We start from the raw sequence: 15,074 nt of genomic DNA, 5'->3' as shown, positions 1-15,074 counted from the left end.
CGCGGCGAACCGCCATCCTCCAATGCTGGAGCCCCAATGAACCGATACCCCTTGTGGAAGAATCTACTCATCCTGGGCGTCATCCTGGCCGGCCTGCTGCTGGCCTGGCCGAATCTCTACTCCCAGGATCCATCGATCGAGATCACGGCTGCGCGCGGTCATGAGATCAGCGAGGCCAGTCCCGGCGAGATCAAGGCCGCGCTCGAGAACGCCAAGGTGCCGCTCAAGGGCATCGAGTCCCTGGAAGGCGGCAAGCTGCTCGCCCGTTTCGACACGCCCGGCGAACAGTTGCGCGCTCAGGAGGCCATCGAGCGCACACTTTCCGAACGCTATCGCACCGCGCTCACCCAGTCGGCCGACCTGCCCGGCTGGATGCGCCGGCTCGGTCTCAATCAGATGTCGCTCGGTCTGGATCTGCGCGGCGGTATCCATGTCGTCATCGACGTCGATATGGAGGCCGCGCTCGAACAGGCCGTCGAGCGCTACAGCGGCGATCTGCGCACCCTGTTGCGCGAGGACAAGATTCGCTATCTGACCCTGACCCGCGACGGCGCCGACATCCTGATTCGCTTCGAGGATGCCGCCACCCGCGACGCGGGCGAGAAGAAACTCAAGCGCGAGTTCCGCGAACTCGACATCCAGCCGAGCGAAGAGTCCGGCGCCTTCGTGCTGCGCGCCGCCCTGCCCGAGACCGAGCAGCAGAAGATCAAGGACTTCGCGCTCCAGCAGAACATCACCACCCTGCGCAACCGCGTCAACGCGCTCGGCGTGGCCGAGCCGAGCATCGCCCGTCAGGGCGATCGGCGCATCGTGGTCGAACTGCCGGGCGCTCAGGATCCGGGCCGTCTGAAGGAGATCCTCGGTGCCACCGCCACACTCGAATACCGTTTGGTCGACACCGAGGGCAGCGTCGCCGACGCCGTCGCCGGACGTCCGCCCGTGGGCAGCAAGCTCTATTACGAGCGCAACGGCACCCCGATCCTGCTCAAGCGCCGCGTGATCGTCACCGGCGACCAGATCATTGACGCCTCGGCCGGCTTCGACAGCCAGAGCGGCAGTCCGGCGGTGTTCGTCAGTCTCGACGGCCAGGGCGCGCGGCGCATGCGCGACGTCACCACCGAGAACGTCGGCAAGCCGATGGCCGTGGTCTTCATCGAGAACCGCACCACCACCCAGATGGTCGACGGCAAGCCGGTCAAGACCACGCGCAAGGTGGAAGAAGTCATCAGCGTCGCGACCATCCGCGAACCCTTCGGGCGGCGCTTCCAGACCACCGGCCTGGACAGCAGCACCGAGGCTCACGACACCGCCCTCCTGCTGCGCTCGGGCGCGCTCGCCGCCCCGATCGAGATCGTCGAGGAACGCACCATCGGCCCCAGCCTGGGTCAGGACAACATCGATCAGGGTCTGGCCTCGGTCATGCTCGGCCTGGGACTGGTCCTGCTGTTCATGGCCGTCTACTACCGGGTGTTCGGTCTGGTCGCGAATCTGGCCCTGGTGGTCAATCTGGTGCTGACCATCGCTGTGCTCTCGATGCTGCAAGCGACCCTCACCCTGCCCGGCATCGCCGGCATCGTGCTCACCATCGGCATGGCCGTGGACGCCAATGTGCTCATCTACGAGCGCATCCGCGAGGAGATCCGCAACGGCAACTCGCCCCAGGCCAGCATCCACGCCGGCTTCGACAAGGCGTTCTCGACCATCGTCGACGCCAACGTGACCACGCTGATCGCCGCCGTGGTGTTGTTCAGCTTCGGCACGGGGCCGATCAAAGGCTTCGCGGTGACGCTGTTCATCGGCATCATCACCTCCATGTTCACCGCCATCCTCGGCTCGCGCGCCCTGATCAATCTGATCTACGGCGGACGGCGACTGAACAAGCTGGCCATCTGAGGGAGCGCGCGCCATGACTCAAAAACGCACCATCAACGAACTCAACATCGATTTCATGCGCCGGCGCAAGCCGGCGGCCTGGCTCTCGGGCGTGGTCTTGCTCGTCTGTCTGCTGTCGATCGTCTTCCGGGGCTTCGACTTCGGGCTGGACTTCACCGGCGGCACCGTCATCGAACTGGGCTATGCCCAGCCGATCGAGCTGAGCGAGGTGCGCGCCGTCCTGGAGACCCAGGGCCACGGCGGGGCCACCATCCAGTATTTCGGCTCACGCACGGACATCCTAATACGTCTGGCGCCGCAGGATGGCGTGGAAGAAGACAGCGCCAAACTGAGTGACCGCGTCTTCCAGGCACTCAGTCAGGCTGCTCAGGGACAGGTCGAACTGCGCCGGGTCGAGTTCGTCGGTCCCCAGGTCGGCGAGGAACTGCGCGAACAGGGCGGACTGGCCGTGCTGTTCGCCCTGATCGGTATCCTGATCTATGTCGCGCTGCGCTTCGAATGGCGCTTCGCGGTCGGCGCCGTGGTCGCGCTCATCCATGACGTGCTCTTCACCGTCGGCATCTTCTCGCTGTTCCAGATCCAGTTCGATCTGACGGTGCTCGCGGCCGTGCTGGCGGTGATCGGTTACTCGCTCAACGACACCATCGTCATCTTCGACCGGGTGCGCGAGAACTTCAGGCGCATGCGTAAGGGCACGGTGATCGGGATCATGAACAGATCGATCAACGAAACGCTCTCACGCACCATCGTCACCTCGGGCACCACGCTCCTGGTGCTGGTGGCGCTCTACGTCCTGGGCGGCGAGACCATCAACGGGTTTGCGCTGGCGCTCATCATCGGTATCCTGGTCGGTACCTACTCGACCATCTATGTCGCCACGGCGATCGTGGTCTGGCTGGGCCTGAGCCGCGACGACCTGCTGCCGGTCAAGAAGGAAGGCGCCGAACTGGATCTGCTGCCTTAACCGCGAACCGAAAGCGGACACGACAACGGGGCCGGATGGCCCCGTTGGTTCGTTTCAGTGTCGGATCAATGAATACTAGCGGACATCAGCCCCGAATCGCGTAGGGCACCAGGGGCAGCAGGCAAATGGCGACGATATACCAGAAAGCCCGACGGTCTTGAGTGCGCAGTGCTTCTTCGCTCATCTTGGTCACCTTGCGAGTCAAACGGTTGATCGATTGCCGGATGCTTCGACGCCTCAGCCCCGAATGGCGTAGGGCACCAGGGGCAGCAGGCAAATGGCGACGATATACCAGAAGGCCCGACGGTCTTGAGTGCGCAGTGCTTCTTCGCTCATCTTGGTCACCTTATAGAATCGATGGTTGATCGAAAGAGGCGGTTGACGACTCGACCTCGGCTCCAGTGTCCTGTCGTCTCGTCCATCCGCCTACGGTGACCAAGATAGTCGCCTTTCCAGGGACTTCAACGAATACCGCTTTTAGTCCGTGGATATTTCGCACCATTTTACTGCGAAATAACAATCAACCCATTGATTCGATTAGCGATAACGGCGCAGATACAGCCACTCGAAGAACCGCTTGAGCCAGTGGAACAGCCGCATCGAAGGCAGGACCAGATTGAACTTCTCGTTGCGTGCGACCAGCATCCCGCTGTCGTTGGTGTCGACGATGCAGATCAGCTCGACGCGGAAACCGGCCTTGGGTTCCTGGCCGGCGAACTCGGCGAGCAGATTGCGCGCCGCCGCGCGCGCCTGAAGATCGGCCATGTGGCCCTGCTTGGGCATCCAGTCGGGACCGGGGAAGCTGCCCGAGTCGCCGGCGACATAGACCCGCTCGAAGCCCGGCACCCGGCACTGGGCATCGGCCTGGAGCAGCCCGCCCGGCGAGCGCGGCAGATCCGTGTCGTCGAACCAGGCGTTACCCGTCAGGCCCGGCATGAACAGGATGAGATCGGCGTCGAATTCCTCGGCCTCGGTCATGACCTTGGTTTCGCTGAAGCCCTTGAGCTTGTGGCCCAGATGGGTGTGGATGCCGCGACGCGCCATCTCGGCGAGCAGACCGTCGACCGCCTTGGGTCCGAGCCGGTTGCCGGGACGCTCGGCGGGGGTGAAGAAATGCAGGTTGAACCTGTCGCGCCGTTTCTCGCGCCTGAGCTGATAGTCCATCCCGAACAGGAACTCGAAGATCGGGCCGCCGCGCATCGAGCTGGGTTCGTTCGGATTGCCGGCGAAACCCATGGCGATATGACCGCCGTCCATCGCACGCACCCGGTCGCGGATCTCCTTCGCCGCCACGACGCCCTCGCAGGGGACGATGGCATGCTCGATGCCGGGGAGTTTTTTGATGAAGCGCCCGCCGCTGGCGATGATCAGACCATCGTTCTCGACCGAGCCGTGCGTGGTCTCCAGCAAACGACCGCCGTTCTTGAGTCCGGTCGCCTCGCCGGCCAGATGCCGGACCTTCATGCGCTCGAAGAAATAGCGCAGATCGATGACCAGATCATCGCCCGTGCGCAGACCGCTGGGCACCCAGATCAGGCCCGGATAGTAGACGAACTCGGGCCGGCGGCTGACGAGCGTGATCTCGACATCGGGCGCGCGCTTGCGCAGTTCGATGACGGACGTCAGGGCGGCGAACCCGGAACCGACGATAGTGACACGTTGCATGATGTCAGTGACTCCAGTCCAGAAAGTTTGAACTCCAGTTCGATCGCGATCCGACCGAGCCGCTTGGATCGCACCCGGCCTTGATACCATGCGCCGGCCTGGGGCGCATTGACATTGCGGGTCAGTCCGACAACAACGGCTCCAGGGTCGGCCAGACGTTGTCGAGGAGTCGCTCCTGCGCCTCGGCGGTCGGATGCAGACCATCGGCCTGCATCAGACCCCAGTCCTCGGCCACGCCCTTGAGCAGGGCCGGCACCAGGGGCACGCCCTGCTCGGCGGCGACCTCCATAAACACGGCTTGAAAGCCGTCGGTGTAGGACACACCATAGTTCGGCGGCAGTCGCACCCCAATGAGCAGCACGCGCGCGCCCGCTTCGCGCCCCTGGACCACGAGCCGCGTGAGATTTTCGCGAATCACATCAAAGCCCCAGCCGCGCAGTCCATCGTTGGCGCCGAGTGCGATGACGAGCACCGCCGGGCGATGGCGATCGAGCAGCGCCGGCAGGCGCGTCAGACCGCCGGCCGTGGTCTCACCGGACACGGCGGCATTGACCACGCGATGCGGCAGGCCGTTACGCTCGATGCGTTCGGCGAGCCGCGCCACCCAGCCGCGTTCGGTGTCGATACCATAGCCGGCGCTCAGACTGTCGCCCAGCACCAGCACGACCGGCGCCTCGGCAAACACCGCCCCACAGGGCAGGCACAGTGTCGCAATCAGAATCAGGAGTCGATATCTCATGTCGGATCAAGCGGCCTCGGCCGTCTCGCGAGCCATTGGATTGGGGAAGCATGTTACCGGTCCGGCGGGCGGCTTGACCATCCTTGCCGGGCTGGATCTGGAGATCCATGCCGGCGAGGCGGTCGCCATCCTCGGGGCCTCCGGCTCGGGTAAGTCGACCCTGCTCGGACTCCTGGCCGGACTCGACGATCCGACCGACGGTGAGGTCTGGCTGTGCGGGCGCCGGGTCGACCGGCTCGACGAGGACGGACGCGCCGAGCTGCGTGCCGGCCGGGTCGGGTTCGTGTTCCAGAACTTCCAGCTCCTGCCCACACTCACCGCGCGCGAGAACGTGCTGCTGCCGCTGGAATTGACCGACACCCCGGACGCCGCGCGCCGCGCCGACGAGGCGCTCGATCGTGTGGGTCTGAGCGCGCGCGCCAAACACTATCCGCGTCAGCTCTCGGGCGGCGAGCAGCAGCGGGTGGCCATTGCGCGCGCCTATGCGCCCCGCCCCGCCGTGCTCTTCGCCGATGAACCGACCGGCAATCTGGATCAGACCACGGGCGAGCACATCATCGACCTGTTGCTCGAACTGCGTCGGGAGACCCGCCGGGATTCCGGCTCGGGCACGGCCCTGGTCCTCGTCACCCATGACCCGCATCTGGCCGAGCGCTGCGACCGACGGCTGCGGATGCACGAGGGACGGCTGGAGCCGCTGGCATGAACGCCTGGCGTCCGACATGGCGGCTGTTGCGCCAGGACTGGCGCAGCGGCGAACTCTATCTGCTGTCGGCGGCGCTGGTGCTGACGGTCGCGGCCATCACGGCCGTCGGTTTCTTCACCGACCGGGTCGAGGCGACCCTGGAACGCCAGGGCAGCGAGCTGATCGCCGCCGATCTGGCGCTCGAATCCTCCCAGCCGCTCGACGTTCGTTTCAGCGCGGAGGCCGAGGCGCGTGGACTCAGGACCGCGCGCACGCTGGAATTCCGTAGCGTCGTCATGGGCGAGCGACCGCAACTGGTGTTGATGAAGGCGGTCGACCCGGACTATCCGTTGCGCGGCCGGTTGCGTATCGGCGAAGCCCTGGACGCCCCTGATCGCCCCGTCGACTCGGGTCCGCCCGCCGGTGAGGTCTGGGTCGAATCCAGGCTCCTGCGGCTCCTGGACCTCCGGATCGGCGACAGTCTGGGCGTGGGCGAGGCGCGTCTGCGCCTCGGCGCCATCCTGACCGACGAGCCGGATCAGGGGCGCAGTTTCTTCAACATCGCCCCGCGCGTGCTGATGAACCGCACCGACCTGGACGCGACCGGACTGATCGGGCCGGCGAGCCGTGTCACCCACCGGCTGCTGATCGCGGGTGCGGCGACGGCGGTCGATGCCTATCGCGACTGGGCCGGCAGTCGGCTCGCGGCCAATGTCACCCTGACCGATGCGCTGGAGGCGCGGCCCGAATTCGGCTCGGCGGTGGAGCGTGCCTCGCGTTTCCTGCATCTGGCGACCCTGGTCACGCTGCTGGTGGCGGGTGCGGCGATCGCGCTCGCCAGTCAGCGTCTGGTCGAGCGCCAGACCGATGCCGTGGCCGTGATGCGCTGTCTGGGTGCACCGCGCCGGCTGCTGATGCGGGTGCTGATCGGGCGGCTGGTGCTGTTCGGGCTGGCGGCCAGTCTGGTCGGCTGTCTGCTCGGCTGGCTGGGACAGGCCGGACTGCTGGCGGCGCTGGCCGACTGGCTCGGGACGGATCTGCCGCCGGCCTCGCCCGCGCCCATCCTGGTCGGGCTGGCGACCGGGCTGATCACGCTGCTCGGCTTTGCCGTGCCGCCGCTGATCCAGCTGGCGCGGGTACCGCCGTTGCGCGCGATCCGGCGCGATCTGGGCACGCCGCGCGTCTCGGCGGCGCTCGCTCTGGGTGCGGCCGGACTGGCGCTGGCGCTGCTGATCCTGTGGCAGGCCAATGATCTCGAACTCGGGCTGAAGCTCCTGGGCGGTGTGCTGGCGACCCTGCCGGCCCTGGTCGGAACCGTGTTGCTGCTGGTGCGTCTGGCCGGGCGGCTCGCCGGACGCGCGCGCGGGGTCCGGCGGCTCGGGCTGGCGGCCCTGACCCGGCGTCCGGGCGCGGCCGTGCTCCAGATCGCCGGGTTCGGCATCGGAATCCTGGCGCTGCTGCTGCTCGCCGTGGTGCGGGTGGATCTGCTCGAATCCTGGCGCGAGACCGTGCCCGAGGGCGCGCCCAACTACTTCCTCATCAACATCCAGCCGCACGAGGTCGAGCCGCTACGGGACTTCCTGAACGATTCGGGCATCACGATACCTGAGATCCATCCCATGATCAGCGGTCGGCTGACCCGGATCGGCGAGCGCGCGGTCGAACCGTCCGACTACGACAACCCGCGCGCCGAACGGCTGGCGAGCCGCGAGTTCAATCTCAGCTACGCCACCGAGCCGCAGCCGGACAACCGGATCGTCGCCGGGCGCTGGTGGAGTGAGGGCGCCGAGGCCGCACCTCAGTTCTCGGTCGAGCGCGGTATCGCCGAGACGCTCGGGATCGCGCTGGGCGATACCCTGACCTTCCGGGTCTCGGGGCACGAAGTCAGCGGTCCCGTCACCAGTCTGCGCGAGGTGCGCTGGGACAGCTTCAACGTCAACTTCTTCGTCGTCGCCTCCCCCGCCCTGCTCCGGAACGAAGCGGCGACCTTCATCACCAGCTTCCATCTGCCGGCCGAGCGCGAGGCGGTGATCGCGGAACTGGCGCGGCGCTTTCCGAGCGTCACCACGCTCGATGTCGAGGCCATCCTGGGGCAGGTGCGTCAGGTCATCGACCGGGGCGTGCTGGCGGTCGAGTACGTCTTTCTCTTCACGCTGGGGGCGGGACTACTGGTCATGTACGCGGGTATCCAGGCGAGTCTGGAACAGCGTCGTGCCGAGCATGGCGTCCTGCGCACCCTGGGCGCCGGGCGACGCACGCTCCTGACCAGTCTCGCGGTCGAGTTCACGGCGGCGGGGTTGCTGGCCGGACTGCTGGCGTCGGTCTTCGCCGAGGCGACCGGCTGGTTGCTGGCCGAGCAGATCTTCGATCTGGAGTTCGGGTTCAATCCCGGACTCTGGGCCGTCGGTGTCCTGGGCTCGGGTCTGGCGATCGGGCTGGCGGGGACGCTGGCGACCTATCCGCTGCTGATCCATCCGCCGTTGCGGGCATTGAGGGGCGGGAATACCTGATCCCGCGGCTTGGCGCAGTCCGGCTGTCGGATCGTGGCTATCGGGCTAGTATGACTTTTGATCCCGATGACCGGATCATCGTCGGGCGTGTACTTGATATCGATGATTGTCATTGAGCGGTTACTTACAGTTCCGCCGGCGACGTGACCGGCGGCTTGCAATGGGTGCCGCGACAGCGATAGATCAGCGGCCGCTCGCCGCTACGCATCGCGGCCAGGGTACCGGGTAGTTCGGTGAGTTCGGACGGGATGGCGAAGACGAGCCGATGCGGCCGATAACCCTGCTGAGCCAACCGCTGCCAGGTCTCCAGCCGATCGTCTGCGGCGCGGATGACGAGCATTTCGGGCGGTTCGAGCCAGTCGTCGAGCGCCATGAGCAGGCCGGCATGGGCGTGCGGCATCCGGCGCATGGACTCGGCGGCGAGCCGCAGTGTCCCTTCAGCCGCCTCCAGATAGCGCACCTCGCCGATCAGATGCCCGAGCCGTTGCAGGGCGAGCGCCGCCACGCCGTTGCCGGCCGGCATCGAATCGTCGCCGAGCGGCTTGGTGCGATGGATCAGCGACTCATGCGAACGCCCAGTGAACCAGAAGCCGCCCTGCTCGGCGTCGTGGAACTCGTCGAGCAGCACCTCGGCCAGCTCGACGGCGAAGGTGAGATCCTCACTCGACCAGCGCACCTGGAGCAACTCCAGCAGCGCATCGATCAGGTCGGCATAGTCGTCCAGATAGGCGTTGAGATGGGCCACGCCGTCCTTGTAGGTCGCCAGCAGTCGGCCATCGCGCCACAGCGTCGCACGGATGAAGGCGAGTGCCTGTTCGGCCGATTCCAGATAGTCGGGCCGCTCCAGCACGCGCGCCGCACGCGCCATACCCTTGATCATGAGCGCATTCCAGGACGTCAGGATCTTCTCGTCGCGTCCGGGATGGACCCGATGCTCACGGGCGCTGAAAAGGGTGGCGCGGGCGCCGGCAAGCAGCGCCTCGGCTTGCGGCAGATCCAGGCCCAGCGACTCGGCGGCCTGCGCCGGCGTGCGATAGCCGTGCAGATGCCGGCGGCCCTCGAAGTTGGGCGGACGATCCAGGCCATAGACCGCCGCGAACAGCGGATACTCGGCGGCACTCAACCGCGCGCGCACCTCATCCCGATCCCAGACATAGAAGGCGCCCTCATGGCCCTCGCTGTCGGCGTCCAGGGTCGAGTAATAGCCGCCTTCGGGCGACTGCATCTCGCGTATGACCCAGTCGGCTGTGGCCAGGGCGGCATCGCGAAAGACGGACTCAGCCGTGGCGGCATGGACATCACAACAGAGCGCCAGCAGCGGCCCGTTGTCATAGAGCATCTTCTCGAAGTGCGGGATCATCCATTCGTCGTCGACCGAGTAGCGACAGAAGCCGCCGCCGAGCTGATCGGTCAGACCGCCCCGGATCATGCGTTCCAGCGTGAAGCCGACCATGTGGAGCGGACGCGGATCGGGATCGCCGCCGTTCGCCGCGAGCCGTGCCTGACGCCTGAGCAGCAGTTCGAGATCGGTCGCGTGCGGAAACTTGGGCGCGCGTCCGAATCCGCCGTGCTCGGTGTCGAAACTCAGCGCCAACTGATGGAAGGCCGCCTCCAGCAGATCGGCCTCGGGCAGCTCCGCCCCGCCTTGGGGTTCGAGGCCGGCCAGCGCCTCCAGCAGACTCCGGTTCTGCTCGCGGATCGCCGCACCCTGTTCGCGCCAGGCGCGCTCGACCCCGACCAGCAGTTGCGCGAACGACGGCAGACCATGACGCGGCTCGCGTGGAAAATAGGTACCGGTGAAGAAGGGCGTGTGATCGTCCGGGGTGAGAAAGACCGTCAGCGGCCAGCCGCCGCCACGCCGGCTCAGAAGCTGATGCGCGGTCTGATAGACCTTGTCGAGATCCGGCCGCTCCTCGCGATCGACCTTGATGTTGACGAACAGCCGGTTCATCAGCTCGGCGGTCGCTTGATCCTCGAAGGACTCGTGCGCCATCACATGGCACCAGTGACAGGCCGAATAGCCGATCGAGAGCAGGATCGGCCGGTCCAGTTCGCCCGCCGGCGCCAGCGCCTCCGGGCACCAGGGCCACCAGTCGACCGGATTGTGGGCGTGCTGCCGGAGATAGGGACTGGTGGCGGACGCCAGTCGGTTGGCACGCTGGGTGTCGCGGGCGTGGATCGATGACGACATGACGGCTCACTCTCCGGCTGATGGGCGGGTCTCGCACAGCCTGTGATGGTGGGTCCGGTCTGGTGGTTTTCCAGGTCCGGATCATCGCGCGACCCTCCATATCGAGGTATGGCCGAGGTCGATTCACAGTCGCCGTTTCGGTGAAGCGCGTGCGATCATCGATGCCATCCATCGCTTCTCCCGACGGAGAGCGAATCGTCCCCACTATCCTGGAGCGACTGTAGATGACTGCACCTGTACGTGAAACCCTGACCGGCGTCGTTCTGGCCGGCGGACGGGCGCGACGCCTGGGCGGCGTGGACAAGGGGCTGCTGATGGTCGACGGGCGGCCGCTGATCGCCTGGACGCTCGACGCCCTCGCGCCTCAGGTCGGCTCGGTGCTGATCAATGCCAATCGGCATCTGGAGCGCTATGCCGAATTCGGCTATCCGGTCGTCGCCGACTCGCTCCCGGATCATCAGGGACCGTTGGCCGGATTCCTGGCCGGGATGCGCGCCGCCCGCACCGACTGGATCCTCACCCTGCCTTGTGACGGGCCACGGCCGCCCTTGGATCTCGCCGCGCGGCTCAGCGCGACCCTGGTCGAGCAGGAAGCCGAACTGGCCGTGGCCACGGACGGGCGGCGCCTGCAGTCGGTCCATGCGCTGCTGCCGCTCAAGCTCGCCGACGACCTCGAACGCTTTCTGGCTCAGGGCGGACGTCGGGCCGAGGACTGGCTGCGAGGCCATCGGCTCGCCCTGGCCGATTTCAGCGACCGGCCCGAGGCGTTCGGTAATCTCAACACACCCGAGGAACTCCAGCGGTTCGCCGAGCGGGTTGCTCGGGCCGGTGCGGATGCGGACGAGCCGCTAGCCTGAATCCCCTCTGCCCAATCCTCTCCCGCAAGGGCAGAGGGGCGGATGACGAATCGGTAATTTTCAGAGGCCCGGTCAGGTCTTGCGTTGGTCGATCCGGCTCGCTAGTCTTCAGCGATCGAACCGCAAATCTCTAGCTATCCTGTTGCACTCCATGTCTTCCCCGCGTATCCGGTACCGTTGGTGGTTGTGGCCTCTGCTCCTGTGCTTGACGGCCACGTCATGGGCGGCGCTGCCGCCAAGCGTCGACGGGCGGCCGCTGCCCACGCTCGCGCCCATGCTGGAGCGCGTGTTGCCCGCCGTGGTCAACATCTCGACCGTCACCCGCATCGAGACGGCCGAGCATCCGTTGCTGCGCGATCCCTTCTTCCGCCATTTCTTCGACATCCCCAGCCAACGCCGGCAACGCGAGAACAGCAGTCTGGGTTCGGGCATCATCGTCGACGCCAAGCGCGGCCTGGTGCTCTCCAATCATCACGTCATCGCCAAGGCCGACGCGATCCGGGTGACGCTACACGACGGGCGCACCCTGGAGGCGACCCTGATCGGCAGCGATCCCGAGACCGATGTCGCCGTGCTGCGCATCCCGAACCAGGATCTGAGCGCCCTGCCCTTCGCCGACTCCGACCAACTGCGTGTCGGGGACTTCGTGGTCGCCATCGGCAATCCGTTCGGACTGCGCCAGACCGTGACCTCGGGCATCGTCAGCGGTCTGGGGCGCACGGGTCTGGGCATCGAGGGTTATGAGAACTTCATCCAGACCGATGCCTCGATCAACCCCGGCAACTCGGGCGGCCCGCTGGTGAACCTGAACGGTGAGATGGTCGGCATGAACACCGCGATCCTCGCCCCCGGCGGCGGCAACATCGGCATCGGCTTCGCGATCCCGACCAACATGGCGCGCGCCATCCTGGAACAACTCGTCGAGTTCGGCGCGGTGCGGCGTGGTCTGTTCGGGGTCTCAGTGCAGGATCTGACCGACGAGCTGGCCGGGGCACTGGGCCTGAGCAGTCTCGAAGGTGCGCTGATCACCACGGTGGAGCGCGGCTCGGCAGCCGACGAAGCCGGTCTGCGCGCGGGCGATGTCATCCTCAGGCTCAACGACAGGCCTGTGCGCGGTTCGTCGGATCTGCGCAATCAGTTCGGAGTGATGCGGGTCGGAGAGTCGGTCAAGCTCGACGTCCTGCGCGACGGCAAGCCGCTTCGCCTGAGCGGGCGCGTCGCCGACCCCTACCGCCATTACATTCCGGGTGAGCGTCTGTCGCCCATGCTGTCCGGCGCGCTGTTCGGCGAACTGGACACGAACTCGGGCATCCCGGCCATCCCCGTGGGAACCGTCGATCCGGAGAGTCCGGCCTGGCTCGCCGGGTTGCGCGAGGGGGATCGTCTGGTCCAGGTCAATGGCCAGCGTATCGGTGATCCGCGCGACATCGCCAAGATCCTGCGTGCCTCCAAGGGGCTCTATAGCCTGCGTATCCAGCGCGGCGACGATCTGATCCTGCTCTCGCGGCGCTGAGCCGCGACGCCTCACCACCCTGCCCCGGCTAGGCACCGCACAGTCGCGTGATCACCCAGGTCGGCAGCCACAATGTCAGCGGTGCATCCGGGAAGCGCTCGAATTCGTAGCGCTCATACCAGCCGCGCGCCCGCTCGTGCTTGGCATCGACGATCACGCCCACCATGCCGATCTCCTCTAGCCTGCTCTGGTCTTCGACAGCCGGCGCGCCAGTGATCCGTCATTGCATCATCGAATACGATCGGACCACAGCCAATGGAAAGATGGGGCCGCTCACGCTCGAAGAACCCACGCAGGGCGTATTCCATGTTGGTGTCGGCGACGAGAAACAGCAGATCCCTCATCCCGGCACCCCAGCCGCGAACAGACGACCGAGGTCGAGCTGCCCCTTCCAGTCGGCGAGTCGCGGATGCTCAGGTCCAGGCAGTCGCGTCCAATCGGGCGGCCAGGATCTGCTCGATCGGTGTTTGCGCCACGACCACGGGCGAATGCGACGACAGCAGCACGGTGGTGGGTGGCTACCGCGCATGGTGCTCGATGGATCGGACAGTGATTTTCGGTAGTGTGACGAAAACTTAGACGTCCCTGAATCAAGGGTAGCCCCCGCCAAACGGGGACCGAACGGGGACGAATCGCCCTGAAACTGAAAGGGGTTACAAGCCAAAGCCTGTAACCCCTTGAAAAACTGGAGCTGGCGGACGGATTCGAACCCCCGACCTGCTGATTACAAATCAGCTGCTCTACCAACTGAGCTACGCCAGCAAACGTGCATTTCCAGCGCGTAACTATAGCGCGAAAACGCGGTTCTTCTCAACGTCCGTCGCAATCCGCGGTTCAACCAAAAGTGATACCTGATTAGTTACGAAGCTCAGCACTGCGGTGCGAGAACTCTCAGGCCAAGTTTTTGTTTTCTCTTGCCCGGTCAATCTCTGACCACCTAAGCGCGGCCTCCAAGTCAGCGCAGACGACCAGCGTACCTGGCACAAACTCAGATGGCTGAAAATAATTTCATAAAAACAATGCCTGATTAGTTACGAACCTCAGCAGACTCGTCTCTTCTAGTCTACACTCTCAGTAGATGCCACTCACCGGAGACAGCTGATGCCTCAGAACACGATTCAGTTTCAGAAAGGCTTGAGTTTGCCGGAGTTTCTCCAGAACTACGGAACCGAGGACCAGTGCAAACAGGCCCTTGAACAGTGGCGTTGGCCGCAAGGCTTCGTCTGCCCGAGCTGCGGACACGCGGGTGAGCCGGTGCGCTTGCGCACGCGGGCGCTGTTGCAGTGTCGCCACTGTCATCATCAAACCTCACTGATCGCCGGAACGATCTTTGAGGCGACCAAGTTGCCGCTGACGACCTGGTTTTCGGCGATGTTTCTGCTGACACAGCAGAAAAACGGGATCTCGGCCCTGGAGCTCAAACGGCATCTGGGCGTGTCCTATTTGACGGCGTGGCGGGTTAAGCACAAATTGTTGCAAGTCATGAAAGAGCGCGACGATCAAACGCCGCTCAGCGGCGTCATCGAGGTCGACGACGCCTACTGGGGCGGCGAGCACCACGGGGGCAAGCGCGGGCGCGGCTCACCGAACAAGGTTCCATTCATCGCCGCGCTCTCGTGCGACGAGGACAACCACCCCATCGGCCTGCGCTTGGGTAAAGTCGCCGGCTTCCGCAAAACCGAGGTCGAACGCTTCGCCAAGCGCCACTTTGACCCCAGCGCCCTCATCCGCACGGATGGATTGTCCTGCTTCAGCGCCATCGCCGCGGCCGGATTCGAGCACCAGCCGATCGTCACCGGCGGCGGCCACCCCAGCATGGAGATTCCTGAGTTCCAGTGGCTCAATACCGTGCTGGGCAACGTCAAAAACAGCCTGCAAGGCTCCTACCATCATCTCAGCGGCAAGCATCTGCCGCGCCACCTCGCCGAGTTCTGCTATCGCTTCAATCGCCGCTTCGACCTCGCCGCCATGCTGCCGCGCTTGGGCAAAGCCGCGGTGCGTACACCCCCAATGCCGCATCGCCTCCTCAAACTAGCTGAGCTATGTTAATAATCAGG

At 65.5% G+C, this 15,074-nt stretch carries 11 protein-coding genes and 1 tRNA gene; 7 read left to right on the top strand and 5 right to left on the bottom strand.

All coding sequences use genetic code 11. The features are described 5' to 3' along the window. The first annotated feature begins 36 nt into the window (after positions 1-36). The gene (secD, locus tag Atep_RS07715) at positions 37-1,893 is read left to right on the top strand and encodes a protein translocase subunit SecD (RefSeq protein ID WP_213381305.1); all 1,857 of its coding nucleotides are present in this window, start codon (positions 37-39) and stop codon (positions 1,891-1,893) included. A 13-nt stretch (positions 1,894-1,906) separates the two neighbouring features. Then, entirely contained in the window at positions 1,907-2,857 is a 951-nt protein-coding gene (gene secF, locus Atep_RS07710) for a protein translocase subunit SecF (protein ID WP_213381303.1), read from the top strand. A gap of 537 nt (positions 2,858-3,394) precedes the next feature. On the opposite strand, the gene Atep_RS07705 is transcribed toward secF, so the two are convergent. Further along, a complete protein-coding gene (locus Atep_RS07705) occupies positions 3,395-4,522 on the bottom strand; it encodes an NAD(P)/FAD-dependent oxidoreductase (protein ID WP_213381302.1) in 1,128 nt (375 codons plus the stop codon). 121 nt (positions 4,523-4,643) lie between these two features. Next, positions 4,644-5,261, bottom strand: a complete 618-nt coding sequence (locus Atep_RS07700) for an arylesterase (protein ID WP_213381301.1) — start codon at positions 5,259-5,261, stop codon at positions 4,644-4,646. Between Atep_RS07700 and Atep_RS07695 the strand changes: the two genes are divergently transcribed. Both Atep_RS07695 and Atep_RS07690 read left to right on the top strand, forming a co-directional pair. Next, complete coding sequence (locus tag Atep_RS07695; protein WP_213381300.1) at positions 5,260-5,967, top strand: ABC transporter ATP-binding protein; 708 nt, start codon at positions 5,260-5,262, stop codon at positions 5,965-5,967. The two genes, Atep_RS07700 and Atep_RS07695, sit on opposite strands and share 2 nt — an antisense overlap. Beyond that, positions 5,964-8,456, top strand: a complete 2,493-nt coding sequence (locus Atep_RS07690) for an ABC transporter permease (protein WP_213381299.1) — start codon at positions 5,964-5,966, stop codon at positions 8,454-8,456. Before Atep_RS07695 ends, Atep_RS07690 begins: the two co-directional genes overlap by 4 nt. Before the next feature lie 124 nt (positions 8,457-8,580). Here Atep_RS07690 and Atep_RS07685 read toward each other — a convergent pair whose 3' ends face one another. Continuing rightward, positions 8,581-10,647 carry a thioredoxin domain-containing protein gene (locus Atep_RS07685; protein WP_213381298.1) on the bottom strand — a complete coding sequence of 689 codons (2,067 nt, stop codon included), beginning with the start codon at positions 10,645-10,647 and terminating at the stop codon, positions 8,581-8,583. Between the two features lie 224 nt (positions 10,648-10,871). Here Atep_RS07685 and mobA point away from each other — a divergent pair, with 224 nt between their 5' ends. Both mobA and Atep_RS07675 read left to right on the top strand, forming a co-directional pair. Next, complete coding sequence (mobA, locus tag Atep_RS07680; protein ID WP_213381297.1) at positions 10,872-11,504, top strand: molybdenum cofactor guanylyltransferase MobA; 633 nt, start codon at positions 10,872-10,874, stop codon at positions 11,502-11,504. Positions 11,505-11,655: 151 nt separating this feature from the next. Next, positions 11,656-13,017 carry a DegQ family serine endoprotease gene (locus Atep_RS07675; protein WP_213381295.1) on the top strand — a complete coding sequence of 454 codons (1,362 nt, stop codon included), beginning with the start codon at positions 11,656-11,658 and terminating at the stop codon, positions 13,015-13,017. 28 nt (positions 13,018-13,045) lie between these two features. On the opposite strand, the gene Atep_RS07670 is transcribed toward Atep_RS07675, so the two are convergent. Both Atep_RS07670 and Atep_RS07665 read right to left on the bottom strand, forming a co-directional pair. Beyond that, a complete protein-coding gene (locus Atep_RS07670; RefSeq protein WP_213381291.1) occupies positions 13,046-13,183 on the bottom strand; it encodes a hypothetical protein in 138 nt (45 codons plus the stop codon). Positions 13,184-13,703: 520 nt separating this feature from the next. After that, positions 13,704-13,779 (bottom strand) — tRNA-Thr (locus Atep_RS07665). Between the two features lie 339 nt (positions 13,780-14,118). On the opposite strand from Atep_RS07665, the gene Atep_RS07660 reads away from it, so the two are divergent. Continuing rightward, positions 14,119-15,066 (top strand): IS1595 family transposase, encoded by a 948-nt coding sequence (locus tag Atep_RS07660; RefSeq protein WP_213378308.1) that lies wholly within the window; start codon positions 14,119-14,121, stop codon positions 15,064-15,066. Positions 15,067-15,074 lie beyond the last annotated feature (8 nt).

This window comes from Allochromatium tepidum (genome assembly GCF_018409545.1).
Lineage (GTDB): Bacteria > Pseudomonadota > Gammaproteobacteria > Chromatiales > Chromatiaceae > Thermochromatium > Thermochromatium tepidum_A.
Note: the sequence above shows the minus strand (reverse complement) of the source record. Positions and strands in the feature narration are given on the sequence as shown.

Bases quoted from the DNA above. Each gene is read 5' to 3' on its own strand.
- Atep_RS07695 (WP_213381300.1), top strand. From the start codon at position 5,260: ATGTCGGATCAAGCGGCCTCGGCCGTCTCGCGAGCCATTGGATTGGGG.
- secF (WP_213381303.1), top strand. From the start codon at position 1,907: ATGACTCAAAAACGCACCATCAACGAACTCAACATCGATTTCATGCGC.
- Atep_RS07700 (WP_213381301.1), bottom strand. From the start codon at position 5,261: ATGAGATATCGACTCCTGATTCTGATTGCGACACTGTGCCTGCCCTGT.
- Atep_RS07670 (WP_213381291.1), bottom strand. From the start codon at position 13,183: ATGGTGGGCGTGATCGTCGATGCCAAGCACGAGCGGGCGCGCGGCTGG.
- Atep_RS07660 (WP_213378308.1), top strand. From the start codon at position 14,119: ATGCCTCAGAACACGATTCAGTTTCAGAAAGGCTTGAGTTTGCCGGAG.
- Atep_RS07705 (WP_213381302.1), bottom strand. From the start codon at position 4,522: ATGCAACGTGTCACTATCGTCGGTTCCGGGTTCGCCGCCCTGACGTCC.
- mobA (WP_213381297.1), top strand. From the start codon at position 10,872: ATGACTGCACCTGTACGTGAAACCCTGACCGGCGTCGTTCTGGCCGGC.
- secD (WP_213381305.1), top strand. From the start codon at position 37: ATGAACCGATACCCCTTGTGGAAGAATCTACTCATCCTGGGCGTCATC.
- Atep_RS07685 (WP_213381298.1), bottom strand. From the start codon at position 10,647: ATGTCGTCATCGATCCACGCCCGCGACACCCAGCGTGCCAACCGACTG.
- Atep_RS07675 (WP_213381295.1), top strand. From the start codon at position 11,656: ATGTCTTCCCCGCGTATCCGGTACCGTTGGTGGTTGTGGCCTCTGCTC.
- Atep_RS07690 (WP_213381299.1), top strand. From the start codon at position 5,964: ATGAACGCCTGGCGTCCGACATGGCGGCTGTTGCGCCAGGACTGGCGC.